This is a genomic window from Pseudomonas putida (assembly GCF_005080685.1).
GTDB classification, from domain to species: Bacteria; Pseudomonadota; Gammaproteobacteria; order Pseudomonadales; family Pseudomonadaceae; genus Aquipseudomonas; species Aquipseudomonas putida_V.
Genome location: NZ_CP039371.1, coordinates 6,034,667 through 6,058,408, shown reverse-complemented (window position 1 = coordinate 6,058,408; position 23,742 = coordinate 6,034,667). Strand labels below are relative to the sequence as shown.

Sequence of the window (23,742 nt, the reverse complement as noted above, 5' to 3'; positions counted from 1 at the left end):
GGGTCAGTCTTTCCGCTGTGGCTCTTGGACCGGCTGGGCCTGGCCTTCGATGGTGTGGCCCTGGTTCTGCGGGGCGCTCTGCTGCTGAGCCGCCTGCACCGGAGGTACCGGCTGGGCCGGTGGCGGGGTTGGCTCGGCGGGTTTGTTCTCTTCGTCGCTCATAGCCTTGCGGAAGCCCTTGATCGACTCGCCCAGGTCGCCGCCGAGGTTCTTCAGCTTCTTGGTGCCGAATACCAGCACGACCACGATCAGCAGGACGATCCAGTGTTTCCAGTCAAAAATACCCATGGTGCTCTCCTAGAATGCTTGTGGGGTCAGGCCGACGGTTGCCGGGCGGCTTTTTCATCGTGCCCCGACAGGCCGAAGCGCCGCTCCAGCTCATCGAGTACGGCTTGTGGGTGCTGGCCCAGCGCGCTGAGCATCACCAGGCTATGAAACCACAGGTCGGCGGTTTCGTAGATGACGTCGCTGCAATCGTTGCTGATGGCGGCGTCCTTGGCAGCGATGATGGTCTCGACGGATTCCTCGCCGAGCTTTTCCAGAATCTTGTTCAGGCCCTTGTGGTACAGGCTGGCCACATAGGAACTGTCGGGGGCCGCGTGCTTGCGTTGCTCCAGCACTTCGGCCAGGCGGGCGAGGGTGTCGCTCATGTCAGTGTCCTGCATTGTAGATGGCGTGCGGGTCCTTCAGGACCGGGTCGACGGTGTTCCACTGGCCGTTCTCGTAGACGCGATAGAAGCAGCTCTCGCGGCCGGTATGGCAGGCGATATGACCCAGTTGCTCGACCATCAGGATGATCACGTCGGCATCGCAGTCCAGGCGCATCTCGTGCAGCTTCTGCACATGGCCCGACTCCTCGCCCTTGCGCCACAGCTTGCCACGCGAGCGCGACCAGTAGATGGCGCGCTGTTCGGCGGCGGTCAGGGCCAGCGATTCGCGGTTCATCCAGGCCATCATCAGCACGCGTCCGGTCTTGTGGTCCTGGGCGATGGCCGGTACCAGGCCGTCGCTGTTCCACTTGATCTCGTCCAGCCAGTCTTTCATCGTCGACTCCAAAACAGGCCCGCTCCCGTACCGGGCCCTTTGCGCTAGTGTGCCAGCCAGCGACGTTGCTGGCTATTGGCGTACGATCAGGTAGAGGCCTGCGGCCAGCATCAGCCAGGCCGGCCATGCGGCGGGCGCGGCCAGGCTGGCGGCTTCTGCGGCGCCTGCGGCCAGCACCGCGCCGCCACCGAGCAGGCCGGCACCGAGCAGGCGCAGTGCCCAACGGTCGCCCTGACGGCGGCGTTCCGGCAGTTGTGGGTCATGCAAATGGGGTTGCGACATACGCTCGAGCAGGTCGCGGGTCATGTCGGCCAGGTGCGGCAGCTGCTCGGCCTGGCTGTACAGGTTGCCGATCACCGCCTTGGGGCTCATGCGCTCGCGCATCCAGCGTTCCAGGTAGGGCTTGGCGGTGCTCCACAGGTCCAGGTCGGGATACAGCTGGCGACCGAGGCCTTCGATGTTGAGCAAGGTCTTTTGCAGCAGCACCAGCTGCGGCTGGACTTCCATGTTGAAGCGCCGGGCAGTCTGGAACAGGCGCATCAGGACCTGGCCGAAGGAAATGTCCTTGAGCGGTTTCTCGAAGATGGGCTCGCACACGGTGCGGATCGCCGCCTCGAATTCGTTGACCTTGGTCTGCGCCGGCACCCAGCCCGAGTCGATGTGCAGCTGGGCGACGCGGCGGTAGTCGCGCTTGAAGAAGGCGATAAGGTTGCGCGCCAGGTAGTCCTGGTCTTCGGCGGTGAGGCTGCCGACGATGCCACAGTCGATGGCGATGTACTGCGGGCTCCACGGCTTGACCGTGCTGACGAAGATGTTGCCCGGGTGCATGTCGGCATGGAAGAAGCTGTCGCGGAACACCTGGGTGAAGAACACCTCGACGCCACGCTCGGCCAGCAGCTTCATGTCGGTGCGCTGGTCGGCCAGGGTCGCCATGTCGGTGACCGGCACGCCGTAGATGCGCTCCATCACCAGGACCTTGGGCCGGCACAGGTCCCAGTAGACCTGGGGCACGTACATCAGCTCCGAGCCTTCGAAGTTGCGTCGCAACTGGCTGGCGTTGGCCGCCTCGCGCAACAGGTCGAGCTCGTCGTAGATGGTTTTCTCGTAGTCGCCGACGATTTCCACCGGGTGCAGGCGACGGGCATCGGCCGAGGCGCGCTCGGCGGCCTTGGCGATGAGGAACAGCCAGGCCAGGTCCTGGGCGATGACCGGCTTGAGGCCCGGACGCACGACCTTGACCACCACCTCTTCGCCGCTTTTCAGGCGTGCGGCATGTACCTGGGCCACCGACGCCGAGGCCAGCGGCTCGACATCGAAGCGGCTGAACACCTGCGAAACCGTTGCGCCCAGTTGCGCCTCGATCAACGCCACGGCCTGCTTGGGGTCGAACGGCGGTACGCGGTCCTGCAGCAGCATCAGCTCATCGGCGATATCGTTGGGCAAGAGGTCGCGGCGGGTGGACAGCAACTGGCCGAACTTGATGAAGATCGGCCCCAGGTCCTGCAGGGCCAGGCGCAGGCGTGCGCCGCGGCTCAGCTCGCAGGCCTTGCGTGGCAGCCAGCGCCAGGGCATCAGCAGGCGCAGGCTCATCAGCCACCAGGGCAGGGGCAGGTCGAACAACAGGTCATCGAGACGGTAGCGAATCACCACGCGCTGGATGCGAAAGAGACGGCGGACGGCGAGCAGCTTCATGCGTTATCGCTGGTATCAAGGTGGCGGGAGAGGCGCTGCAGGCGCGCCTCGAGGCGTTCTATATCGAGCTTGAGGGCATCGAGTTCGCTGAAGGCGGCTTCGCTTTCGCGTTTTCCGACCAGGGTGCGGGACTCTTCGGCCAGGTACTCGGAGAGGTTCTGGCTGAAGCGCGCCAGGCCCTGGCGGGTCCAGCGCGCGCGCAGGCGCACGTGGCCGGCCAGCAGCGCAGTGGCGACCGGGCCGAGCCAGCGTTGCAGTTCGTGTTCCCAGTCCAGCTCCAGGTCCTGCAGCACGCCGAACAGGTCGAGCAGCACGGCGCTGTCGCCATGCAGTTCGACCTGCGGGCTGTGCAGGACGGCGGTCTTGTCCTTGGCCACGGCCAACTGCACCAGGCTGCCAGCAGGGGCGCTGAGGCTGCAATGGACCTCGCCCTCCCAGTGGGCCGCGAGCATCAGGCCGTCTTCATCGGGCAGGATGAACACCTGCAGGGCCGGTTGGCGGCAGTCGATCTCGATGACCTTGCCTTCCAGCGCGGCCAGCCGCGGCAGGGCGGTGCTGTCCATGCGCAGGACCCGGTTCAGGCCATGCTCGACGCTGGCGAGCAGCCCGGCCAGGAGCATCAGGGTTTGATTCCCCGGTGCACGGCGACGATGCCGCTGGTCATGTTGTGGTAGGTCACGCGGTCGAAGCCGGCGTCGACCATCATGGCCTTTAGGGTTTCCTGGTCGGGGTGCATGCGGATCGACTCGGCCAGGTAACGGTAGCTTTCCGAGTCGTTGGTGATCAGCTTGCCGGCCAGCGGCATGAAGGCGAACGAATAGGCGTCGTAGGCCTTGGCCATCAGCTTGTTGGTCGGCTTGGAGAACTCCAGCACCAGCAGGCGACCGCCCGGCTTGAGCACCCGCAGCATCGAGCGGATGGCTTGGTCCTTGTGGGTGACGTTGCGCAGGCCGAAGGCGATGGTCACGCAGTCGAAGTGGTTGTCCGGGAACGGCAGCTTCTCGGCGTCGGCCTGGACGAATTCGATGTTGCCGGCCACGCCGCGGTCGAGCAGGCGGTCACGGCCGACCTTGAGCATCGAGTCGTTGATGTCGGCGAGCACGACTTGCCCGGTAGGGCCGACCAGGCGCGAGAACTTGGCCGCCAGGTCGCCGGTGCCGCCGGCGATGTCCAGTACGCGGCTACCGCTGCGCACGCCCGACAGCTCGATGGTGAAGCGCTTCCACAGGCGGTGCATGCCGCCGGACAGCACATCGTTCATGAGGTCGTACTTGGCGGCCACGGAGTGGAAAACCTCGGCGACTTTCTTCGCCTTCTGGCTTTCCGGCACGTCCTGGTAGCCGAAATGGGTGGTGGGTTCGGCGTGTTCGCCTTTGCGCTGGTCGTTCATATCGCTTCACCGGAAAAAATTATCCGCCATTCTAGGGTGAACCGGCGGATTTGTCTTGGCGGGGTGTACCGCCCGCTGGGCACGGGCATAATGGGCCCATTGTCTTTTCAGTACAGGACCGCCCCCATGACTCAGATCAGCGTCGAACGCAAACATTCCCTTGGCCGCGACGCCGCCCGCGCCAAGGCCGAGGCATTGGTGGACAAGCTGGCCCGTGAATACGACCTCAAGGCCACCTGGAACGGCGACCGCGTCGATGTGGCGCGCAGCGGTGCCAGCGGCAGCGTGCACATCTTCGACGACAGCATCCGCGTCGACCTCAAGCTGGGCATGATGCTGTCGATCATGGGCAGCAGCATCAAGAGCGAAATCGAGCGCGCGCTGGACAAAGCCCTGGCGTGACCGCTGCACCTTAGGGTGAAGATTCTAAATTCCGTCCCTACCTTATGCTCAGGCCCGACTTTCCCGGGTGCATCCTCCCTCCCTGAACGAGCAAGAGGCAATGAGCATGGCCAACGTGAACGTGAAGAAAAAGGACGACGCCACAGGCACCCTGGGCGAGGTGCGCGGCTACGCGCGCAAGATCTGGCTGGCGGGCATCGGCGCATACGCGCGGGTTGGCCAGGAAGGCTCCGATTACTTCAAGGAACTGGTCAAGGCCGGTGAAGGTGTCGAGAAGCGCGGCAAGAAACGCGTCGACAAGGCGCTCGGCGCGGCCAATCACCAGATCGACGAAGCCACCGATGAAATCAGCCGCGTGCCTGGCCGTGTGGAGCTGCAGCTCGACAAGATCGAGCGGGCGTTCGACGCACGGGTCGGTCGCGCCTTGAATCGCCTCGGCATTCCGTCTAAACATGACGTTGAGGCGTTGTCCATCAAGCTTGAACAGCTGCATGAGCTGCTCGAGCGCGTCGCGCACAAACCATAAGGAGAGCAGGATGGCTGGCAAGAAGAACACCGATAAAGAAGGCAGCTCCTGGGTCGGCGGGATCGAGAAGTACTCCCGCAAGATCTGGCTGGCGGGGCTGGGTATCTATTCGAAGATCGACCAGGACGGTTCGAAGTTGTTCGACTCCCTGGTGAAGGACGGCGAGAAAGCCGAGAAGCAGGCGAAGAAAACTGCCGAAGACGTGACCGAAGGCGCCAAGGCTTCCACCACCTCGCGGGTATCGGGCGTCAAGGACCGCGCACTGGGCAAGTGGAGCGAACTCGAGGAAGCCTTCGACAAGCGCCTGAACAGCGCCATCTCGCGCCTGGGCGTGCCGAGCCGCAACGAGATCAAGGCCCTGCACCAGCAGGTCGACAGCCTGACCAAGCAGATCGAGAAGCTGACCGGCGCCTCGGTGACGCCGATTTCGTCGCGTTCGGCTGCGGCCAAGCCGACGGGCGGCAAGGCTGCGGCCAAGCCACTGGCCAAGGCGGCGGCCAAGCCTGCGGCTAAAGCGGCTGCGGCCAAGCCTGTGGCGAAAAGCGCTGCGGCGAAGCCGGCTGCGAAGACGGCTGCGGCAAAACCTGCGGCGAAGACTGCAGCGGCGAAACCTGTGGCCAAGCCTGCTGCTGCCAAGCCAGCGGCTAAAGCGGCAGCCAAGCCGGCGGCCAAGCCAGCTGCGGCGAAGAAACCTGCGGTGAAAAAAGCGCCGGCCAAGCCAGTTGCGGCGAAACCGGCGGCACCTGCGGCCAGCGCCGCGCCGGTCGCCAGTGCGGCACCTGCGCCAAGCGCAGCGCCAGAAAGCGCTGCTACCCAGGCCTGATATCGCGTCGGGCCTTTCGCGGGGCAAGCCCGCTCCCACAGGTACTCCACCAGCCCAGAGAACGGTGGTGTACCTGTGGGAGAAAGCGCTGCTACCCAGGTCTGATATTGCGTTGGGCCCTTCGCGGGGCAAGCCCGCTCCCACAGGTATTCCGCCAGCCCAGAGAATGGTGGTGTAACTGTGGGAGAAAGCGCTGCTACCCAGGTCTGATATCGCGTTGGGCCCTTCGCGGGGCAAGCCCGCTCCCACAGGTATTCCGCCAGCCCAGAGAATGGTGGTGTAACTGTGGGAGAAAGCGCTGCTACCCAGGCCTGATATCGCGTCGGGCCTTTCGCGGGGCAAGGCCGCTCCCACAGGTACTCCACCGTTCTCTGGGGCGGTGGTGTACCTGTGGGAGCGGGCTTGCCCGCGAAGGGCGCACCGCGAAGTCGCAGACCTACCCCTCCAGATACCGCTGCGCCAACTGCTCCGCCGCCTCCCGCGCCGGTGCCTGCAGATGCGGCGCCACCAGCATCATCACCTGGTACACCACGATCCCCACATCTCCCTCACGCCCCAGCACGCGCTGGTAGTCCAGTGAGAACAGCAGCGTCAGGCTGATCTGTTCCACCAACTGCCCCAACGCCTGGGTCTCGCTGACCACCTGCCCCTGGCCCTTGAGGCTGGCCAGCAGCGCCGCGAGCGTACGCTTGAGGGCGTTGATCAGGTTGCGCATGCCCCGCGCCAGCTTGGGCAGGCGCCCGGTCAGGTTGGACAGGTCCTGGAAGAGAAACCGGTACTGCGCCATGCGCTCGACGATCAGGTGCAGGAGCAGCCAGTAATCCTCGGCATCCAGGCGCACCTCCAGCGGCGGATCGAGCAGGGGTAGCAGCGCCTCCTCGAAGCGCTCGAACAGGCCCAGCACCAGCGGCTCTTTGCCGTGGAAGTGGTAGTACAGGTTGCCGGGGCTGATGCCCAGCTCGTTGGCGATCTCCAGGGTCGAGATGTTGGGTTCGCCCTGCTGGTTGAACAGCTGCAGGGCGCAGTCGAGGATTCGGTCGCGGGTCTTCATCCGTGTGCGTTGCTCATCGCGCGCGTACGTAGCTGCCAGGCGCCGGGCCTAGCGTCGGGTAGGCCGCGTTGCCCAGTTCGGTGCGCGGCGCCTTGAGCGCGCCGGAGCGTGCCGTGATCCATTCCAGCCACAGTGGCCACCAACTGCCCTCGCGGCGTACGGCATCGTGGAACCAGGCGCGGGGATCGCTCGGCAGTTTGGCGTTGTCGAGGTAATAGGCCTTGGGGTTGCCCGGCGGATTGATGATGCTCTGGATGTGCCCGCTGTTGGCCAGCACGAAGCGCCGTTCGCCGCCGAGCAACAAGGCCGAGCGATACACCGCGTCCCACGGGGTGATGTGGTCGTTGCTGCCAGCCACGGTGAAGCTGTCCAGGGTGACCTGGCCCAGGTCGATGGGCGTGCCGCACACTTCCAGGCCTGCGGCGTGGGTCAATGGGTTGTGCTTGAAGAAGTCCAGCAGGTCGCCATGCAGGGCAGCGGGCAGGCGGGTGTTGTCGGCGTTCCAGTAGAGGATGTCGAAGGCCGGCGGCGTCTTGCCGAGCAGGTAGTTGTTGACCCAGTAGTGCCAGATCAGGTCGTTGGGCCGCATCCAGGCGAAGATCCGCGCCACCTCGGCGCCATCGAGCACCCCGCGTTGGTAGGAGCGGCGCTTGGCCGCCTCGACGGTCTGCTCGTCGGCGAACAGGCTGGCGGGGCTCTCGAACTGGCTGTCGAGCAAGCTGACCAGGTAGGTGGCACTGCGTACCCGGCGCAACTGGTGCTTGGCTTGCAGGTGCCCCTGCAGCGCGGCCATGGTCAGGCCACCGGCGCAGGCGCCCATCAGGTTGGGATCGCGGTTGCCACTGATGCTGCGGCAGGCGTTGAGGGCCTGCTCGAGGGCCTCGACGTAGCTCGACAGCCCCCATTCGCGGTGGCGCGGCTCCGGGTTGCGCCAGCTCACCATGAACACCTGCAGGCCGTTCTTGAGCATGTACTGGACGAAGCTGTTGGTCGAGCTCAGGTCGAAGATGTAAAACTTGTTGATCTGCGGCGGTATCACCAGCAGCGGCCGGGCGTGCTGCTTCTCGCTCATCGGCAGGTACTGGATCAGCTCGAGCAGTTCGTTGCGGTACACCACCGCCCCCGGCGTGGCAGCGAGGTTGCCGCCCACCTCGAAGGCGCGCTCGTCGACCTGGCGTGGCAGGCCGTCGTTGTGGCGCAGGTCGTCGATCAACTGGGCCACGCCGCGTACCAGGCTCTGGCCGCCGGTATTGAACAGTTCCTTGACCGCCAGGGGATTGAGCAGCGAGTTGCTGGGCGCCAGGGCGTCGTTGAGCAGGTTGAAGAGAAAGTGCACCCGGGCTCGATCGTCGGCGTCGAGCTGGCTTTCCTCGATCCACAGGCGGGTCTGGCGCTGCCAGGCGAGGTAGGCCTGCAGACTGCGGCGGTAGAAGGGGTTCTGCGTCCAGGTCGGGTCGCTGAAACGGGCGTCGCGAGGGTTGGGCTGCAGCGGTGTGTCACCGAGCATCACCTTGCCCAGCTGGCCACCCAGGGCGAGCAGGTGGCGCGCGGTGTGCAGCGGGTTGCGCAGCCCGTGGCGACCCACGTGGCGCAAGGTCGACAGCAGGTCACGGCCGCGCAGGCCGACCATGGCGTTGTGCACGTTCATCTGGATGGCGGGAAGCGTTGGCGTTCCTTTGGCCGGTTTGTCTTTCATGGCAACACTCCTTCGTCTTCCCCGTTCTGCTTGCGGGCCTACCCACCGGAAGCAGGGCGCGGGTGCATCACCGCGCGCTGACGTTCTTGCTGGAGGAACTTCATGATGATCGGTGCGACGGCCTCGGCGCGGGTGATCAGGAACAAATGGCCGTCGTCGATAATATGTAGCTGGGCATTGGGAATTCGCCAGGCCAGCAGGCGCATGTTGATCAGTGGGATCAGCGGGTCGTCGTCGCCAGCGAGTATCAGGGTTGGCTGATGGATCTTGTGCAGCCAGTGGATGCTGGTCCAGCCCAGGCCTGCGAACAGCTGCCAGTAGTAGCCCATCTTGCCGCCCGAGCGGACCTTGGCCGCATGGTGCAGGGCCAGGTCCGGGTCGCGTCGAAAGGCGCCGCCGTAGATCAGCGGCGCGATGCGGATCACATGGGAGGGCTGAACGTAGCGCCGCGGGCTGGCCATCATCCACAGCACCTTGGGCTTGCCCGGCACCATGAACGCACCGGCAGCGGTGGCTGCCAGCACCAGTTTCTTGCAGCGTTCGGGATAGTCGTGGGCGAATTGCTGGGCCAGCGCTCCGCCCCAGGACACCCCCACGACATCGACCTGGCCATAGTCGAGGTAGTCGAGCATGCGTGCGGTGAGCTTGGCCAGGCCGGGAAAGCGATAGGGATGGCGTGGGGTGGATGAGCCGCCGACGCCCGGCACGTCGAAGGCGATGACCTCCAGGTCCGGGTCCAGCGCCTCGATGAAGGGGAACACCAACTCCAGGTTGGCGCCGATGCCGTTGAAGATCAGCAGCGGCGTCAGGTGTGGCTTGCCAGGGCGGACAGCGGTGCGAATGGATTGGTCATCCAGCTCGACGGTCCTGAATACATAGGGTTGCGGCATGCATGTGACTCTGTGTTAGGTAAAGCGCCGTGGTGCCCGAGGGCACCACGATGGTACCGCTCAACGTTCGTGGACGTAGGTCCCTGGCGCTGCCTCGGCAGCGGTATAGGCCCTGTTACCCAGGCGCGTGGGGGCTTTTTTCAGTTCGCCAGCGCGCTCGCCCAGCCAGGTCTGCCAGTGCAGCCACCAGGAGTCGACGTGCTTGACCGCGTTCTCCTGCCAGGCCAACGGATCTCCTGGGCGGTCGACGCCGGTCATGAAGCGAGCCTTGGGGTTGCCCGGTGGATTGAGGATGCTCTGGATGTGCCCGCTGTTGGACAGCACGAACTCGATCTTGCCGCCGAACAGGTGCGCCGAGCGATAGCACGATGGCCATGGAGTGATATGGTCGTTGCTCCCGGCCACGCTATAGATATCGCATTGCACCTGCTTCAGGTCGATCGCGGTGCCGCACACTTCCAGCGCGTTGGCGCGGGTCAGCGGGTTGCTCTTGAACATCTCGATCAGGTCGCCGTGGAACGCGGCGGGCAGGCGCGTGGTGTCGTTGTTCCAGAACAGAATATCGAACACCGGCGGCTCGTTGCCCAGCAGGTAGTTGTTCACCCAGTAGTTCCAGATCAGGTCGTTGGGCCGCATCCAGGCGAAGACCTTGGCCATGTCGCTGCCTTCGAGCACGCCGGCCTGGTAGGAATGGCGCTTGGCCGCTTCCAGGGTCTGCTCGTCGACGAACAGCGCGACTTCGTTGTCGATGGTGGTGTCGAGTACGCTCACCAGCAGGGTCAGGGCATTGACCTTGTTCTCGCCGATAGCCGCGTAGTGGCCGACCAGCGCGGTGCAGGTGATGCCGCCGGAGCAGGCGCCGAGGATGTTCAGGTCGTTGCTGCCGGTAATTGCCAGCACCGCATCGACCGCTTCCTTGAGCGCGTCGATGTAGGTCGACAGGCCCCACTCGCGCTGGGCCTTGGTCGGGTTGCGCCAGCTGATCATGAAGGTCTGCTGGCTGGAGCGCAGGCAGAAGCGCGTGAGGCTCTTCTCCGGGCTCAGGTCGAAGACATAGAACTTGTTGATCTGCGGCGGCACCACCAGCAACGGCCGCGCATGCACCTGCTCGGTGATCGGCCGGTACTGGATCAGCTCCAGCACGTCGTTGCGGTACACCACGGCGCCTTCGCTGGTGCCAAGGTTCTTGCCGACCTCGAAGGCATCCATGTTCACCTGGCTCGGCATGCCGCCGTTGTTGACCAGGTCCTTGGCCAGGTTGGACAGGCCATCGAGCAGGCTCTTGCCGCCGGTCTCGAAGAAGCGCTTGACCGCAGCGGGGTTGGACAGGGTGTTGGTCGGTGCCATGGCCTCGGTCATCAGGTTGATGACGAACTGGCCTCGGCTGATGTCCTGGGGCGGCAGGTCGCTGTTGCCGATCCAGTCGTGCAGCTCCTTGCGCCAGGCCAGGTAGGTCTGCAGGTAGCGGCGGTACAGGGGATTGTTGGTCCAGGCCGGGTCGCTGAAGCGGCGGTCGTCGCCGGCAGGCTGCAGGCTGGACTTGCCCAGCAGCACGTTCTTCAACTCCAGGCCGAAATGCGCCACGTGCTTGGCGCTCAGCAGGGGCTGGCGCACGGCCTGGCGCAGCACGGTACGCGCCGAGCTCAGCAGGTCCTTGCGGCGGATGCCGATGATCGGGTTCAGCCCCAGGGTGTTCGCCGAGGCCTGCCGCTGCAACTCATCGTTGTTCTTGTTACTCATCTACGACGCTCCGTTGTCCTGAGACGAGTACCGGTTGCTGTGCCCGGTACTGCTACTCGGGTGACCAGTGATAAGAAACAGCGGTGTTACTGAGGGCCCTGGAAAGGGCGGCAGGTAATTTCCAGCTCCATTGGTTACCCGACTTTGCTCGAATGCGCAAGACAGCCTGTCTGTAAGGCATTCAAACAAATGGCATTAGAAAATGCGCTCTAACTTTGCAGGGCCTGTGTCAGAGCATCAGCTTGACCACTGACTCCGCCGGGTCGCGGGCCTTTCCGGCCTTGTGTAGTTCTTCGAGGTAGTCGGCCCAGAGCTGCTCCTGGCGCAGGCACAATTGCTCAAGATATTCCCAGGTGAACAGGCCGCTGTCGTGGCCATCGTCGAAGGTCAGCTTGAGTGCGTACTGGCCGGCTGGCTCCAGGCCGCTGAGGCCGACGTTGAGCTTGCCGTATTGCAGGATCGGATTGCCGTGGCCCTGGACCTCGGCGGAGGGAGAGTGCACGCGCAGGAATTCGGCGGGCAGGTGGTAGACCTCGCCGGGGGCATAGGTGAGGGTGAGGGTTTTCGAGGCTTTGTGCAGGTTGATGGCGGTGGGCAGGCGGGCCATGGTCTGAATCTCTTCTGAGCTGATAGCGCAAGCTTCCAGCTTATGGGGGAGGGATTCAAGGGCATTGGGGCTGCTGCGCAGCCCTGTCGCGACACAAGGCCGCTCCCACACTGCCATTACAACGCTGGACTTGTGGGAGCGGCCCGTGCGGTCTTACAGGATATAGCGCGACAGGTCTTCGTTCTGCGCCAGCTCACCCAGGTGGCTGTTCACGTAGGCGGCATCGATGCGGATCGGTGCTTCGTCGTGGGCGCTGGCCAGGTCACCGGCACTGAACGACACCTCTTCGAGCAAACGCTCGAGCAGGGTGTGCAGGCGGCGGGCACCGATGTTCTCGGTCTTTTCATTGACCTGGTAGGCGATTTCGGCCAGGCGCTTGATGCCATCCTCGGCGAACTCGATATTCAGACCCTCGGTCTTGAGCAAGGCCTGGTACTGCTCGGTCAGCGAGGCGTGCGGCTCTTGCAGGATGCGCTCGAAGTCTTCCGGGGTCAGGGCCTTGAGCTCGACACGAATCGGCAGGCGGCCCTGCAGCTCCGGCACCAGGTCGCTCGGCTTGCTCAGGTGGAACGCGCCGGAAGCGATGAACAGAATGTGGTCGGTCTTGACCATGCCCAGCTTGGTGTTGACGGTGCAGCCTTCGATGAGCGGCAGCAGGTCACGCTGGACGCCCTCGCGGGACACATCGGCGCCACCGACGTTGCCACGCTTGGCCACCTTGTCGATCTCGTCGATGAACACGATGCCATGCTGCTCGACCGCTTCCAGGGCCTTGGCCTTGAGCTCTTCGTCGTTGACCAGGCGGCTGGCTTCTTCGTCGCGGACCATCTTCAGCGCGTCCTTGACCTTGAGCTTGCGCGCCTTGCGCTTGCCCTTGCCCATATTGGCGAACAGGCTTTGCAGCTGGTTGGTCATCTCTTCCATGCCAGGCGGCGCGGCGATCTCCACGCCAACGCTGTCGGCGACTTCGATCTCGATTTCCTTGTCATCCAGTTGGCCTTCGCGCAGGCGCTTGCGGAACAGCTGGCGGGTGTTGGAGTCGCTGCTGGTCTGCGCCGCTTCCTCGCTGAAGCTGGTGACCCGCGCCTGCGGCAGCAGGGCGTCGAGGATGCGGTCTTCGGCGGCGTCTTCGGCGCGGTGACGCACGCGGACGATCTCCTGCTCGCGGAGCATCTTCAGCGCGGCATCGGCCAGGTCGCGGATGATCGACTCGACGTCGCGGCCAACGTAGCCCACTTCGGTGAACTTGGTCGCCTCGACCTTGAGGAACGGCGCATTGGCCAGCTTGGCCAGGCGACGGGCGATCTCGGTCTTGCCGACGCCGGTAGGGCCGATCATCAGGATGTTCTTGGGGGTGACCTCGGCACGCAGCTCGACCGGCAGCTGCATGCGCCGCCAGCGGTTGCGCAGGGCAATGGCGACGGCGCGCTTGGCGTCATCCTGGCCGATGATGTGACGGTTGAGTTCGTGGACGATCTCGCGGGGGGTCATGGACATGATGAAAATGGTCCTCGAGCAGAGTATTCAGCGTGGAAAAGTCCCGCGGCGAGCGGGACGCCAAAACAACTGATTTACTCGGCCAGGTCCTGCTCCTCGATGGTCAGGTTGTGGTTGGTGAACACGCAGATGTCACCGGCGATGTTCAGGGCGGTCTCGGCGATTTCGCGGGCCGAGAGGTCGGTCTTGTTCAGCAGGGCGCGGGCTGCTGCCTGGGCGTAAGCGCCACCGGAACCCATGGCGATCAGGCCGTCTTCGGGTTCGACCACGTCACCGTTGCCGGTGATGATCAGCGATGCGTCCTTGTTGGCCACTGCCAGCATGGCTTCCAGGCGGCTCAGGGAGCGGTCGGTACGCCATTCCTTGGCCAGTTCGACGGCGGCCCGAACCAGATGGCCCTGGTGTTTTTCCAGTTGGCCTTCGAAGCGTTCGAACAGGGTGAAGGCGTCGGCGGTGGCACCGGCGAAGCCGGCGATGACCTGGCCGTGGTACAGGCGACGGACCTTCTTGGCGTTGCCTTTCATCACGGTGTTGCCGAGGGATACCTGGCCGTCGCCGCCCATGACGACTTTGCCGTTACGGCGGACAGAAACGATGGTGGTCAAGGGAGAGTCTCCACGCAGCGGGGCGAAAATGCCTGATGCAGACTCATATGGGGGGAGGGGGGAAGGATTTCAACCGGGGGGGATGAATGGTTGTTGGCGGGGCAAGGCTGGGTTCGATCCCTGTGGGAGCGGCCTTGCGTCGCGAAAGGGCTGCGAAGCAGCCCCAGGATCTCGGCATCATGCCTGGATTGCCGGGGCCGCCTTGCGGCCCTTTCGCGACGCAAGGCCGCTCCCACAGGGGGTTACTCAGGCCTCGTGGCAGATATGCCCATCGACCAAGGTATAACGCACCGCGCCCGGCAGGCAGTGGCCCATGAACGGGCAGTTCTCGCCGCGTGACAGCCAGCGCTCGCCGGCCACGGTGGAAGCCTTGGCATCGAACAGCACCAGGTCCGCCGCGCCGCCCACCTTCAACTCGCCCGCTGGCAGGCGCATGGCCGCTGCCGGGCCGCTGCTCAGGCGGGCCAGCAGGGTCGGCAGGTCGAGCAGGCCGTCTTCGACCAGGGTCATGGCCAGCGGCAGCAGTAGCTCGACGCTGCTGATGCCAGGCTCGGTGGCACCGAATGGCGCCAGCTTGGCATCGCGCTCGTGGGGCTGGTGATGGCTGGAAATCGCCTGGATCACACCGGACTTGACCGCCGCGCGCAGGCCGTCGCGGTCGGCGGCGGTGCGCAGCGGCGGCTGCACGTGGTACAGGCTGGAGAACTCGCGCAGCGACTCGTCGGTGAGAATCAGTTGGTACAGCGCAACGTCGGCGGTTACTGGCAAACCCAGCTCCTGGGCCTGGGCGATCAGTCGCGCGCCACGGGCGCTGGTGATCTGGGTGAAGTGCGCACGCACACCGGACTGTTCCACCAGCAGCAGGTTGCGCGCCAGGGCCACGGTTTCGGCGGTTTCCGGGATACCCGGCAGGCCGAGGAAACTGGCCATGGCACCTTCGTGGGCGAGGCCGCCCTGGGCCAGGTCTCGGTCCTGGGAGTGGAACACCACGGTCAGGTCGAATGTGGCGGCGTATTCCAGGGCACGGGCCAAGGTGCGATTGTTGGGGATTTCCTTGAGGCCGTTGCCGAAAGCCACGCAGCCGGTATCGCGCAGGGCCACCAACTCGGCCAGTTGCTCGCCTTCCAGTCCCTTGGTCAGGGCGCCGATCGGATAGACCTTGCTGTTGCCGGCTTCGCGGGCGCGGTCGAGAATCAGCTCGGCCACCGCAGAGGTGTCCAGCACCGGTTTGGTCTGCGGTGGGCAGCACAGGCTGGTGACGCCACCGGCCACCGCCGCGCGGGTTTCGCTGGCGATGTTGCCCTTGCGGCTGTACCCCGGCTCGCGCAGCGACACGCCCAGGTCGACCAGGCCGGGCGCGGCGACCAGGCCGTCGGCCTGAAGGGTGCGCTGGGCGCTGAAACCGGCCGGGGCCGCGCCGATGGCGACGATGCGACTGCCGTCCAGGTGCAGGTCGGTGACCTGGTCCAGGCCGCTGTTGGGATCGATGACCCGGGCGCCGAGAATGCTGATGGTCACTGGGCGTTCTCCTGGTCGAATTGACGTTGTGCGTTCTGCCCGCTCATGGCCATGGACAGTACCGCCATGCGCACGGCGATGCCGTAGGTGACTTGGTTGAGAATCACCGAGTGGGCGCCGTCGGCCACCGCCGACTCGATTTCCACGCCGCGGTTGATCGGGCCGGGGTGCATGACGATGGCGTCGGGCTTGGCCCCGGCCAGGCGTGCGGTGGTCAGGCCGAACAGGCGATAGAACTCGCCCTCGCTGGGCAGCAGGCCGCCGGCCATGCGCTCACGCTGCAGGCGCAGCATGATCACCACGTCGACATCCTTCAGGCCTTCGGCGAGGTCGGTGTAGACCTTCACCCCATACTGCTCGATACCGATAGGAATCAGGGTTTTCGGCCCGACCACGCGGATGTCCGGGCAACCCAGCGCCTTGAGCGCCAGCATGTCGGAGCGGGCCACCCGCGAGTGCAGGATATCGCCGACGATCGCCACCGAAAGGTTCTCGAAGCTGCCTTTGTGGCGGCGAATGGTCAGCATGTCCAGCATGCCCTGGGTCGGGTGCGCGTGGCGGCCGTCACCGCCGTTGATCACGGCGACGTCCGGGCACACGTGCTCGGCGATGAAGTGCGCGGCGCCGGAGTCGGAGTGGCGCACGACGAACATGTCGGCGGCCATGGCCTCGAGGTTGCGCAGGGTGTCGAACAGGGTCTCGCCCTTGCTGGTCGAGGAGGTCGACACGTTGAGGCTGATCACGTCGGCGGACAGCCGTTGGGCCGCCAGTTCGAAGGTGGTGCGGGTCCGGGTCGAGTTCTCGAAGAACACGTTGCACACGGTCTTGCCGCGCAGCAGCGGGACTTTTTTCACGGCCCGGGCGCCGACTTCGAGGAACGAGTCGGCGGTGTCGAGGATCTCGGTGAGCAGTTCGCGGGGCAAACCGTCGAGCGAGAGGAAGTGGCGCAGCTGGCCCTGGTCATTGAGCTGCAGCGGGCGCTTGGCGTCGATTGGCGTCATCGCGGGGGACTCTTTAAAGGGCGGAAGCGGTGGCGAGGTCCTGGCGCTCGAGTGCGAGCGGTGCGGGGCCGGTCAATTTTACCCGCTCATGGGCACCCAGCGACAGGGTGGCACCCAGCACGTTGGGACGGATCGGCAGTTCGCCGGCGTCCAGGTCGAGCAGGCAGACCAGCGTCACGCTGGCCGGGCGGCCGTAGTCGAACAGTTCATTGAGGGCGGCGCGGATGGTACGACCGCTCATCAACACGTCGTCGACCAGCACCAGGTGCTGGCCTTCCACCTCGAACGGCAGTTCCGACGGGCGTACCTGCGGGTGCAGGCCGTTCTGGCTGAAATCGTCGCGGTAGAACGACACGTCGAGCACACCCATCGGGCTGCTGTCGGCCATTTCCTGCTGCAGGGCCTGGGCGACCCAGACGCCACCGGTGCGGATGCCGATGTAGCGGGGTTCATCGATGCCACGGCGGGCCAGGTGGGCGCGAAGGTCGACGGCCATCTGCCGGATCAGCTCGGCGGGATTGGGTAGGCTCATTGCGTGCGGGCTCCATAACAGGGCGCGCGCCGGGGTGCCCGGCGGCAGCGGATTAAGTGTTAGCCTCCAGCCAGCCCTGCAGCAGCAAGGCGGCGGCGATGGCATCGACCGGATTGTCGCGGTAGCTGCCGCGCTGGCCGCCCCGGGCCAGGCGTTCGCCCTTGGCCTCGAAGGTGGTCAGGCGCTCGTCGTGGGTGTGTACCGGCAGGTTGAAGCGGCCATTGAGGCGGCGGGCGAACTTTTCGGCGCGGGCGCTCATCTCGCTGGGGGTGCCATCCATGTTCAGCGGCAGGCCGACGACGATGGCGTCGGGTTTCCACTCAGCGATGAGTTTTTCCACCTGGGCCCAGTCCGGCACGCCGTTCTGGGCCTTGAGTGTGCACAGTTCTCGGGCCTGGCCGGTAATGACCTGGCCCACGGCCACGCCGATCTGTTTGCTGCCGTAGTCGAAACCCAGCAGCAGGCGCAGTTCGGCCATCAGGCGTGGCCCGCCTGGCTGGTCAGCAGGCTCAGGTTGATGCCCAGGCTGGCGGCGGCGGCGTCGAGGCGACGGTCGCTGGCCAGGCCGAAGATGATCTCGGGGTCGAACGGGCAGTTGAGCCAGGCGTTGTCGGCCAGCTCAGCCTCCAGCTGGCCGGCTTCCCAGCCCGCGTAGCCGAGGGTGATCAGGCTCTGCCTGGGGCCTGCGCCTTCGGCAATGGCGAACAGCACGTCCTGCGAGGTGGACAACGACAGGCCTTGCAGCTCGACGGTGGCCTGATAGGAACACTCGCTGGTGTGTAGCACGAAGCCGCGGTCGGTCTGCACCGGGCCACCCTGGTAGATCGGCACCTGCAGGGTGCCGATTGGCGGGGTTTCGTCCGGGCGCAATTGCTCGAGGATGTCGCCGAGGTTCAGCTCCTGGGGTCGATTGACCACCAGGCCCATGGCGCCATTGGCGTTGTGCTCGACGATGTACGTGAGGGTCTGGGCGAAGTTCGGATCGGCCATGTGCGGCATGGCGATCAGGAACTGATGCTTGAGGTAGCTCGGCGTGAGGGTTTTCATGAGCGATAGTGTGGCGCCAGGTGGCGAGGCTGACAAGGTGCGCAGTTGTCTCGTTCGTACCAGCGTGTTCGCAGGCAGAATCAGTTGCTCGACAGCCGGTCCCCGCGGGCGAACCGCCAGGTGCGGATGATCTCCAGCCGGTCGTACTCGGCCAGGTCCCCGGTGAATGGCGCGAACGGCGCCGCCAGTCGGACGATGCGCTGCGCAGCCTGGTCGAGCACCGGCTGCCCGGACGATTCCAGCACCAATACCTCGTACAGCGAGCCGTCGCGGTTGATCGACACCATCATCCGCAGGTTGCCGTAGATCTGCTGGCGGCGTGCTTCGTCGGGGTAGTTGAGGTTGCCCACCCGCTCGACCTTCTTGCGCCACTCCTCCTTGTACCAGGCGCCCTTGTCGCGCATGGTCGAGGCCGCATTGAGGCGATGGATGCGCGGGCGCTTGGCGTACAGCTGCTGCTCGTTGGACAGCTCGGCCTCCAGGCTGGCGATCTGGCTCGACAGCTGTGAACTGTCGAAATCCGGGGTGGCCGCCGCCGGCTTGGGCTGCGGCTTGCTTTCCTTGGGCTTGGGCTCGACTTTCTGCGGCTTCGGCGCCTGGGTCACCACGGCGGATTTCTGTGGCCTGGGGGGTGGTGCGACCTCCGGCTTGGCTGCAGGCGGCGGGGTGACCTTGTTGATCTTGCTGTCCTGGAACGGTGCCACCTCGGTGGTCTTGGGTACCGCCTTCTTGTCCAGCGTGCCGCTGCCCTGCTGGTTGTCCTGGGCCTGGAAATCGGCCTTCTCGGGCGGTTTCTCGCTCTTGAAGGTGGCCAGGGTGATGTCCATGGTGTGGCGTATTTCAGCCGGCTTGACCACGGTAAAACCGACGCCGAGGAGCAGCGCCAGGTGCACCAGGGCAGCCAGGAACAAGGTAAAGCCCAGCCGGTCCACCGGGCGAATGCGGGGTGGCAGCAGGTCGGCGGGGATGTCGGCGGGCAGCGTCATCGGGTATCCAGCAACCGCAGGGCGGGGCAGCAGCTCAATCGAAAAGGACCGGCATCATACCCCACTCTGCGGTTTTGCTCCGCGTCGGCGGTCAGCGCGCCTGGAGCTTGCGATCAATGGCATCCATCAGCTTGCCACCGATATCGGTGTTGTAGGCAGCGTCGATCTCGCGGATGCAGGTAGGGCTGGTCACGTTGATTTCGGTGAGGTAGTCGCCGATCACGTCGAGGCCGACGAACAACAGGCCCTTTTCACGCAGGGTCGGGCCGACCTGGGCGGCGATCCAGCGGTCGCGGTCGGTCAATGGGCGGGCTTCGCCACGACCGCCGGCGGCCAGGTTGCCGCGGGTCTCGCCGCTGGCCGGGATACGCGCCAGGCAATAGTCGACCGGCTCGCCGTCGATCATCAGAATGCGTTTGTCGCCATCGGTGATCTGCGGCAGGTAGGCCTGCGCCATGATCTGCTGGCCGCCGTGCTGGGTCAGGGTTTCGAGGATCACCGAGAGGTTGGGGTCGCCCGGGCGGTGGCGGAACACCGAGGTGCCGCCCATGCCGTCGAGCGGCTTGAGGATCACGTCACCATGGGTGGTGGCGAACTCGCGCAGGATGTCGGCACGGCGGCTGACCAGGGTCGGCGCCATGCACTGCGGGAACTGGGTGGCGAAGAGCTTTTCGTTGCAGTCACGCAGGCTCTGCGGGCGATTGACCACCAGCACGCCTTCGCGCTCGGCCTGCTCCAGCAGGTAGGTGCTGTAGACGAACTCCATGTCGAAGGGCGGGTCCTTGCGCATCAGGATCACGTCCAGCTCGGCCAGCGCGCTGTCCTGCTCCTCACCCAGCTCGAACCAGCGCGCCGGGTCGGCGAACACCTTCAATGGGCGCATCTGCGCTCGGGCCTGGCCGGCACCCAGGTAGAGGTCGCGCTGTTCCATGTAGAACAGGCTCCAGCCGCGGGCCTGGGCGGCCAGCAGCATGGCCAGAGAACTGTCCTTCTTGTAGGAGATGGACGCGATGGGGTCCATGACAATGCCGAGGCGAACGCTCATGGGGTGGTTCCTCTTGGCGGCGCGTGGCCGCGATGGATCGAAAGAAAAGTGGCTCAGGGTGGCGCTGTGGACGCCCCGGGTCAAGGGGCGCAGCAGATGGAATGGCTACCCGTAGTGTGCTAAAAATGCCAGTTACAGTGCTGTACAACAGGCCTTTGCGGCTGCTGAGCAGCCTTTTCGGCATAAAGCAGCGACGGTAGCCCAATACATGGAACAACCCCTGAAGGTGATGGTGATCGACGATTCCCGCACGATCCGCCGCACCGCGCAGATGTTGCTCGGCGAAGCGGGCTGTGAAGTGATCACCGCCAGCGATGGCTTCGATGCCCTGGCCAAGATCGTCGACCACCAGCCGCAGATCATCTTCGTCGATGTGCTGATGCCGCGCCTGGACGGTTACCAGACTTGCGCCGTGATCAAGCACAACAGTGCCTTCAAGGATATTCCGGTGGTCCTCCTGTCGTCACGCGATGGCCTGTTCGACAAGGCCCGTGGCCGGGTGGTCGGCGCCGACCGGTTCCTCACCAAGCCCTTCGGCAAGGAAGAACTGCTCGACGCGATCAGGGCCCACGTGCCCGGTTTCGCCGCTCACGAACAACAAGCACCCTGACCGCGCCCGTCGTGGCGCGGCCTCTACTTGCCCGATGGGGAAACAGCATGGCCCGAGTTCTGATTGTCGACGACTCGCCGACAGAGATGTACCGACTGACCGAATGGCTGGAAAAGCACGGCCACCAAGTGCTCAAGGCCAACAACGGCGCCGACGGTGTGGCCCTGGCCCGCCAGGAAAAGCCCGACGCGGTGCTCATGGACATCGTCATGCCTGGCATGAACGGCTTCCAGGCCACCCGCCAGTTGAGCAAGGACCCGGAAACCCGCGCCATACCGGTGGTCGTGGTCACCACCAAGGACCAGGAAACCGATCGTATCTGGGCCACGCGCCAGGGCGCTCGTGACTTCCTGACCAAACCGGTGGAAGAGGACGCGCTGATCGCCAAGCTCAAAGAAGTACTGGGCGCTTGACCACCCGTCCCCAAGGCGCGTCGCTGACCGCCTTCGAGCTGTTGCTGGACATCGACCGGCGCTGTCGCCTGCTGGTGGCCGACCAGCCGCCGCAGGACACCCGGGTGCAGCACTGGAGCGGTATCGGTTTTCGTATTGCCGGGCAGTGGTTCGTCGCGCCCATGGGCGAGGTGGCCGAGGTGCTGCGCGAGCCACGCAGCAGCCGGGTGCCTGGCGTACAACCCTGGGTATGCGGGGTCGCCAACCTGCGCGGGCGGCTGTTGCCGGTGATGGACCTGAGCAGTTTCTTCGGCCTCGGCCCGGCTGCGCCAGGCAAGCAGCGGCGGGTGTTGGTGCTGGACCACGACGACTTGTTCGTCGGCCTGCTGGTCGACGAGGTGCTGGGCCTTCAGCACTTCGCCCTCAGCAGCCTGGAGCTGTCGCCCCCGCAGCCGCTGCTGCGCGCCGCCGCCCGTTTCGTCCAGGGCCATTTCGCCCGGGAACGCAACTGGGCGATCTTCAGCCCCTTCGCCCTGGCCCAGGCTCCGGGCTTTCTCGACGTGGCGCTATAGGACCTATCAACGTGAACAAGCCGGCTCCCACCGTTGCGTCCCCAGGCATGACCCCGCGCACACGCAGCATCGCGCAGATCACCGTACTGTTCGTGATCCTGATCCTGTCGATCATCCTGCTGTTCGCCAACTTCGCCTACCTCAACACCCAGTCCAACCACGACAAGCAGTACATCGGCCATGCCGGTGAGCTGCGGGTGCTGTCCCAGCGCATCGCCAAGAATGCCACCGAGGCGGCGGCTGGCAAGGCCCTGGCCTTCAAGTTGCTGTCGGATGCGCGCAACGACTTCGAGCGGCGCTGGGGCTACCTGCGCCAAGGCGACAAGTCCACCGGCCTGCCGGCGGCGCCGCCGACGGTGCGCGACGAGATGGAAACGGTGGGCCGGGATTGGGAAAACCTGCGCAAGAACGCCGATGCCATCCTTGCCAGCGAGCAGACCGTGCTGTCGTTGCACCAGGTGGCCGCGACCCTGGCCGAAACGGTGCCGCAGTTGCAGGTCGAGTACGAGAAGGTGGTGGAAATCCTCCTGCAAAGCGGCGCCCCGGCCAACCAGGTGGTGGTCGCCCAGCGCCAGTTGCTGCTGGCCGAGCGCATTCTCGGTTCGGTCAACACCGTGCTGGCTGGAGACGACAGCGCCGCGCAGGCGGCCGATGCCTTCGGTCGCGACGCCAGCCGCTTCGGCCAGGTGCTCGAAGGCATGCTGAGCGGCAATGCCGCCATCCAGGTGACCCGGGTCGAGGATGCCGACGCGCGGGCACGCCTGGGCGAGATCGCCGAGCTGTTCCAGTTCGTCGCAGGTTCGGTGGACGAAATCCTCGAGACCTCGCCCGAGCTGTTCCGTGTGCGGGAGGCTGCCGGCAATATCTTCAGCCTGTCGCAGACCCTGCTCGACGAGGCCTCGCACCTGGCCAACGGCTTCGAGAACCTGGCCGGCGGGCGTACCCTCGACACCGTTGGCGGCTATGCCCTGGGCCTGCTGGCGCTGGCCTCGATCATCCTCATCGGCCTGGTGATGGTGCGTGCCACCCACCGCCAGCTGCGCGAAACGGCGGAGAAGAACGAACGCAACCAGCAGGCGATCATGCGCCTGCTCGACGAGATCGAGGAACTGGCCGATGGTGACCTGACGGTGACCGTGTCGGTGACCGAGGACTTCACGGGCGCCATTGCCGACTCGATCAACTACTCGGTGGACCAGTTGCGCGACCTGGTCGCGACCATCAACCACAGTGCCGTGCAGGTCGCGGCCGCCGTGCAGGATACGCAGAACACCGCCCGCCAGCTGGCCAAGGCCTCCGAGCACCAGGCCGAGCAGATCAGCGAGGCGTCCGAAGCGGTGGGCGACATGGTCGAGTCGATCGACCGGGTGTCGGCGCACGCCTACGAGTCGGCCAAGGTGGCCGAGCGCTCGGTGGCCATCGCCAACAAGGGTAACGAGGTGGTGCACAACACCATCAACGGCATGGACAACATTCGCGAGCAGATCCAGGACACCGCCAAGCGGATCAAGCGCCTCGGTGAGTCTTCGCAGGAGATCGGCGATATCGTAAGCCTGATCGACGACATTGCCGACCAGACCAACATCCTCGCTCTCAACGCGGCAATCCAGGCGTCCCTTGCCGGTGAGGCCGGGCGTGGGTTTGCCGTGGTTGCCGACGAGGTGCAGCGCCTGGCCGAGCGGTCTTCCTCGGCGACGCGGCAGATCGAAGCGCTGGTGCGCACCATCCAGGCCGACACCAACGAGGCGGTGATCTCCATGGAGCAGACCACCGCCGAGGTGGTGCGTGGCGCCCGCCTGGCCCAGGATGCCGGAGTGGCCCTGGCCGAGATCGAGGGCGTTTCGCAAAACCTCGCCGAGTTGATCCACAGCATCTCCGACGCCGCGCAGTTGCAAACCTCCTCGGCCGGGCAGATTTCCCACACCATGGCGGTGATCCAGCAGATCACCGCGCAAACCTCGGCAGGCTCCGGCGCGACCGCCGACAGTATTCGCCACCTGGCACGCATGGCCAGCGAGATGCGCCGGTCGGTGTCCGGTTTCACTTTGCCCGCGCCCCCCGAGCCGCATTGAGGAG

General features: G+C 65.3%; 27 protein-coding genes. 7 read left to right on the top strand and 20 right to left on the bottom strand.

What is annotated here, in order from left to right; all coding sequences use genetic code 11:
• Positions 1-3: 3 nt before the first annotated feature.
• The 6 genes from E6B08_RS28090 to ubiE all read right to left on the bottom strand — a co-directional run bounded on the left by E6B08_RS28090 (position 4) and on the right by ubiE (position 4,126).
• Entirely contained in the window at positions 4-288 is a 285-nt protein-coding gene (locus tag E6B08_RS28090) for a twin-arginine translocase TatA/TatE family subunit (RefSeq protein WP_136916953.1), read from the bottom strand.
• Between the two features lie 26 nt (positions 289-314).
• A complete protein-coding gene (locus tag E6B08_RS28085; protein WP_136916952.1) occupies positions 315-650 on the bottom strand; it encodes a phosphoribosyl-ATP diphosphatase in 336 nt (111 codons plus the stop codon).
• A gap of 1 nt (position 651) precedes the next feature.
• Complete coding sequence (gene hisI / locus E6B08_RS28080) at positions 652-1,044, bottom strand: phosphoribosyl-AMP cyclohydrolase (RefSeq protein WP_136916951.1); 393 nt, start codon at positions 1,042-1,044, stop codon at positions 652-654.
• 72 nt (positions 1,045-1,116) lie between these two features.
• Positions 1,117-2,736, bottom strand: coding sequence for a ubiquinone biosynthesis regulatory protein kinase UbiB (ubiB, locus tag E6B08_RS28075; protein WP_136916950.1), 1,620 nt, complete (start codon positions 2,734-2,736; stop codon positions 1,117-1,119).
• Positions 2,733-3,356, bottom strand: a complete 624-nt coding sequence (locus E6B08_RS28070) for a ubiquinone biosynthesis accessory factor UbiJ (RefSeq protein ID WP_136916949.1) — start codon at positions 3,354-3,356, stop codon at positions 2,733-2,735. Before E6B08_RS28070 ends, ubiB begins: the two co-directional genes overlap by 4 nt.
• Positions 3,356-4,126: a bifunctional demethylmenaquinone methyltransferase/2-methoxy-6-polyprenyl-1,4-benzoquinol methylase UbiE gene (gene ubiE, locus E6B08_RS28065; RefSeq protein WP_136916948.1), complete on the bottom strand. Its 771-nt coding sequence runs from the start codon at positions 4,124-4,126 to the stop codon at positions 3,356-3,358. Before ubiE ends, E6B08_RS28070 begins: the two co-directional genes overlap by 1 nt.
• 126 nt (positions 4,127-4,252) lie before the next feature.
• Here ubiE and E6B08_RS28060 point away from each other — a divergent pair, with 126 nt between their 5' ends.
• The 3 genes from E6B08_RS28060 to E6B08_RS28050 all read left to right on the top strand — a co-directional run bounded on the left by E6B08_RS28060 (position 4,253) and on the right by E6B08_RS28050 (position 5,877).
• Complete coding sequence (locus E6B08_RS28060; RefSeq protein WP_136916947.1) at positions 4,253-4,528, top strand: polyhydroxyalkanoic acid system family protein; 276 nt, start codon at positions 4,253-4,255, stop codon at positions 4,526-4,528.
• Positions 4,529-4,634: 106 nt separating this feature from the next.
• Positions 4,635-5,054, top strand: coding sequence for a phasin family protein (locus tag E6B08_RS28055; protein ID WP_136916946.1), 420 nt, complete (start codon positions 4,635-4,637; stop codon positions 5,052-5,054).
• Positions 5,055-5,064: 10 nt separating this feature from the next.
• Positions 5,065-5,877: a phasin family protein gene (locus tag E6B08_RS28050; protein WP_136916945.1), complete on the top strand. Its 813-nt coding sequence runs from the start codon at positions 5,065-5,067 to the stop codon at positions 5,875-5,877.
• Between the two features lie 436 nt (positions 5,878-6,313).
• On the opposite strand, the gene E6B08_RS28045 is transcribed toward E6B08_RS28050, so the two are convergent.
• From E6B08_RS28045 to gshB, 14 genes are all read right to left on the bottom strand, one after another.
• Positions 6,314-6,928: a TetR/AcrR family transcriptional regulator gene (locus E6B08_RS28045; protein WP_136916944.1), complete on the bottom strand. Its 615-nt coding sequence runs from the start codon at positions 6,926-6,928 to the stop codon at positions 6,314-6,316.
• A 13-nt stretch (positions 6,929-6,941) separates the two neighbouring features.
• Positions 6,942-8,624 carry a class II poly(R)-hydroxyalkanoic acid synthase gene (phaC, locus tag E6B08_RS28040; RefSeq protein ID WP_136916943.1) on the bottom strand — a complete coding sequence of 561 codons (1,683 nt, stop codon included), beginning with the start codon at positions 8,622-8,624 and terminating at the stop codon, positions 6,942-6,944.
• A gap of 38 nt (positions 8,625-8,662) precedes the next feature.
• The gene (gene phaZ / locus E6B08_RS28035) at positions 8,663-9,514 is read right to left on the bottom strand and encodes a poly(3-hydroxyalkanoate) depolymerase (protein WP_136916942.1); all 852 of its coding nucleotides are present in this window, start codon (positions 9,512-9,514) and stop codon (positions 8,663-8,665) included.
• A 60-nt stretch (positions 9,515-9,574) separates the two neighbouring features.
• Positions 9,575-11,254, bottom strand: coding sequence for a class II poly(R)-hydroxyalkanoic acid synthase (gene phaC, locus E6B08_RS28030; RefSeq protein ID WP_136916941.1), 1,680 nt, complete (start codon positions 11,252-11,254; stop codon positions 9,575-9,577).
• A gap of 229 nt (positions 11,255-11,483) precedes the next feature.
• A complete protein-coding gene (locus tag E6B08_RS28025) occupies positions 11,484-11,861 on the bottom strand; it encodes a gamma-butyrobetaine hydroxylase-like domain-containing protein (RefSeq protein WP_136916940.1) in 378 nt (125 codons plus the stop codon).
• A 153-nt stretch (positions 11,862-12,014) separates the two neighbouring features.
• The gene (hslU, locus tag E6B08_RS28020) at positions 12,015-13,358 is read right to left on the bottom strand and encodes an ATP-dependent protease ATPase subunit HslU (RefSeq protein WP_136916939.1); all 1,344 of its coding nucleotides are present in this window, start codon (positions 13,356-13,358) and stop codon (positions 12,015-12,017) included.
• 74 nt (positions 13,359-13,432) lie between these two features.
• Positions 13,433-13,963 (bottom strand): ATP-dependent protease subunit HslV, encoded by a 531-nt coding sequence (hslV, locus tag E6B08_RS28015; protein WP_025340909.1) that lies wholly within the window; start codon positions 13,961-13,963, stop codon positions 13,433-13,435.
• 246 nt (positions 13,964-14,209) lie between these two features.
• Complete coding sequence (locus tag E6B08_RS28010) at positions 14,210-15,481, bottom strand: dihydroorotase (protein WP_136916938.1); 1,272 nt, start codon at positions 15,479-15,481, stop codon at positions 14,210-14,212.
• Entirely contained in the window at positions 15,478-16,482 is a 1,005-nt protein-coding gene (locus E6B08_RS28005) for an aspartate carbamoyltransferase catalytic subunit (RefSeq protein WP_136916937.1), read from the bottom strand. Before E6B08_RS28005 ends, E6B08_RS28010 begins: the two co-directional genes overlap by 4 nt.
• A 13-nt stretch (positions 16,483-16,495) precedes the next feature.
• Entirely contained in the window at positions 16,496-17,014 is a 519-nt protein-coding gene (gene pyrR, locus E6B08_RS28000) for a bifunctional pyr operon transcriptional regulator/uracil phosphoribosyltransferase PyrR (protein WP_136916936.1), read from the bottom strand.
• A gap of 52 nt (positions 17,015-17,066) precedes the next feature.
• A complete protein-coding gene (gene ruvX, locus E6B08_RS27995; protein WP_008099990.1) occupies positions 17,067-17,492 on the bottom strand; it encodes a Holliday junction resolvase RuvX in 426 nt (141 codons plus the stop codon).
• Positions 17,492-18,061: a YqgE/AlgH family protein gene (locus E6B08_RS27990; protein ID WP_136916935.1), complete on the bottom strand. Its 570-nt coding sequence runs from the start codon at positions 18,059-18,061 to the stop codon at positions 17,492-17,494. The genes ruvX and E6B08_RS27990 overlap by 1 nt, the downstream gene beginning before the upstream one ends.
• A gap of 80 nt (positions 18,062-18,141) precedes the next feature.
• Positions 18,142-19,047 (bottom strand): energy transducer TonB, encoded by a 906-nt coding sequence (locus tag E6B08_RS27985; protein ID WP_136916934.1) that lies wholly within the window; start codon positions 19,045-19,047, stop codon positions 18,142-18,144.
• A gap of 91 nt (positions 19,048-19,138) precedes the next feature.
• Positions 19,139-20,092 (bottom strand): glutathione synthase, encoded by a 954-nt coding sequence (gene gshB, locus E6B08_RS27980; protein WP_136916933.1) that lies wholly within the window; start codon positions 20,090-20,092, stop codon positions 19,139-19,141.
• Positions 20,093-20,300: 208 nt separating this feature from the next.
• On the opposite strand from gshB, the gene E6B08_RS27975 reads away from it, so the two are divergent.
• From E6B08_RS27975 to E6B08_RS27960, 4 genes are read left to right on the top strand one after another with little or no spacing between them, the layout of a single operon-like run.
• The gene (locus E6B08_RS27975) at positions 20,301-20,702 is read left to right on the top strand and encodes a response regulator (protein ID WP_136916932.1); all 402 of its coding nucleotides are present in this window, start codon (positions 20,301-20,303) and stop codon (positions 20,700-20,702) included.
• 47 nt (positions 20,703-20,749) lie between these two features.
• Complete coding sequence (gene pilH, locus E6B08_RS27970; protein ID WP_136916931.1) at positions 20,750-21,115, top strand: twitching motility response regulator PilH; 366 nt, start codon at positions 20,750-20,752, stop codon at positions 21,113-21,115.
• The gene (locus E6B08_RS27965; RefSeq protein ID WP_136916930.1) at positions 21,112-21,666 is read left to right on the top strand and encodes a chemotaxis protein CheW; all 555 of its coding nucleotides are present in this window, start codon (positions 21,112-21,114) and stop codon (positions 21,664-21,666) included. Before pilH ends, E6B08_RS27965 begins: the two co-directional genes overlap by 4 nt.
• 47 nt (positions 21,667-21,713) lie before the next feature.
• Positions 21,714-23,738 (top strand): methyl-accepting chemotaxis protein, encoded by a 2,025-nt coding sequence (locus E6B08_RS27960; protein ID WP_238349372.1) that lies wholly within the window; start codon positions 21,714-21,716, stop codon positions 23,736-23,738.
• Positions 23,739-23,742: the final 4 nt, after the last annotated feature.

Bases quoted from the DNA above. Each gene is read 5' to 3' on its own strand.
- E6B08_RS28090 (WP_136916953.1), bottom strand. From the start codon at position 288: ATGGGTATTTTTGACTGGAAACACTGGATCGTCCTGCTGATCGTGGTC.
- E6B08_RS28085 (WP_136916952.1), bottom strand. From the start codon at position 650: ATGAGCGACACCCTCGCCCGCCTGGCCGAAGTGCTGGAGCAACGCAAG.
- hisI (WP_136916951.1), bottom strand. From the start codon at position 1,044: ATGAAAGACTGGCTGGACGAGATCAAGTGGAACAGCGACGGCCTGGTA.
- ubiB (WP_136916950.1), bottom strand. From the start codon at position 2,736: ATGAAGCTGCTCGCCGTCCGCCGTCTCTTTCGCATCCAGCGCGTGGTG.
- E6B08_RS28070 (WP_136916949.1), bottom strand. From the start codon at position 3,356: ATGCTCCTGGCCGGGCTGCTCGCCAGCGTCGAGCATGGCCTGAACCGG.
- ubiE (WP_136916948.1), bottom strand. From the start codon at position 4,126: ATGAACGACCAGCGCAAAGGCGAACACGCCGAACCCACCACCCATTTC.
- E6B08_RS28060 (WP_136916947.1), top strand. From the start codon at position 4,253: ATGACTCAGATCAGCGTCGAACGCAAACATTCCCTTGGCCGCGACGCC.
- E6B08_RS28055 (WP_136916946.1), top strand. From the start codon at position 4,635: ATGGCCAACGTGAACGTGAAGAAAAAGGACGACGCCACAGGCACCCTG.
- E6B08_RS28050 (WP_136916945.1), top strand. From the start codon at position 5,065: ATGGCTGGCAAGAAGAACACCGATAAAGAAGGCAGCTCCTGGGTCGGC.
- E6B08_RS28045 (WP_136916944.1), bottom strand. From the start codon at position 6,928: ATGAAGACCCGCGACCGAATCCTCGACTGCGCCCTGCAGCTGTTCAAC.
- phaC (WP_136916943.1), bottom strand. From the start codon at position 8,624: ATGAAAGACAAACCGGCCAAAGGAACGCCAACGCTTCCCGCCATCCAG.
- phaZ (WP_136916942.1), bottom strand. From the start codon at position 9,514: ATGCCGCAACCCTATGTATTCAGGACCGTCGAGCTGGATGACCAATCC.
- phaC (WP_136916941.1), bottom strand. From the start codon at position 11,254: ATGAGTAACAAGAACAACGATGAGTTGCAGCGGCAGGCCTCGGCGAAC.
- E6B08_RS28025 (WP_136916940.1), bottom strand. From the start codon at position 11,861: ATGGCCCGCCTGCCCACCGCCATCAACCTGCACAAAGCCTCGAAAACC.
- hslU (WP_136916939.1), bottom strand. From the start codon at position 13,358: ATGTCCATGACCCCCCGCGAGATCGTCCACGAACTCAACCGTCACATC.
- E6B08_RS28005 (WP_136916937.1), bottom strand. From the start codon at position 16,482: ATGACGCCAATCGACGCCAAGCGCCCGCTGCAGCTCAATGACCAGGGC.
- pyrR (WP_136916936.1), bottom strand. From the start codon at position 17,014: ATGAGCCTACCCAATCCCGCCGAGCTGATCCGGCAGATGGCCGTCGAC.
- ruvX (WP_008099990.1), bottom strand. From the start codon at position 17,492: ATGGCCGAACTGCGCCTGCTGCTGGGTTTCGACTACGGCAGCAAACAG.
- E6B08_RS27990 (WP_136916935.1), bottom strand. From the start codon at position 18,061: ATGAAAACCCTCACGCCGAGCTACCTCAAGCATCAGTTCCTGATCGCC.
- E6B08_RS27985 (WP_136916934.1), bottom strand. From the start codon at position 19,047: ATGACGCTGCCCGCCGACATCCCCGCCGACCTGCTGCCACCCCGCATT.
- gshB (WP_136916933.1), bottom strand. From the start codon at position 20,092: ATGAGCGTTCGCCTCGGCATTGTCATGGACCCCATCGCGTCCATCTCC.
- E6B08_RS27975 (WP_136916932.1), top strand. From the start codon at position 20,301: ATGGAACAACCCCTGAAGGTGATGGTGATCGACGATTCCCGCACGATC.
- pilH (WP_136916931.1), top strand. From the start codon at position 20,750: ATGGCCCGAGTTCTGATTGTCGACGACTCGCCGACAGAGATGTACCGA.
- E6B08_RS27960 (WP_238349372.1), top strand. From the start codon at position 21,714: ATGACCCCGCGCACACGCAGCATCGCGCAGATCACCGTACTGTTCGTG.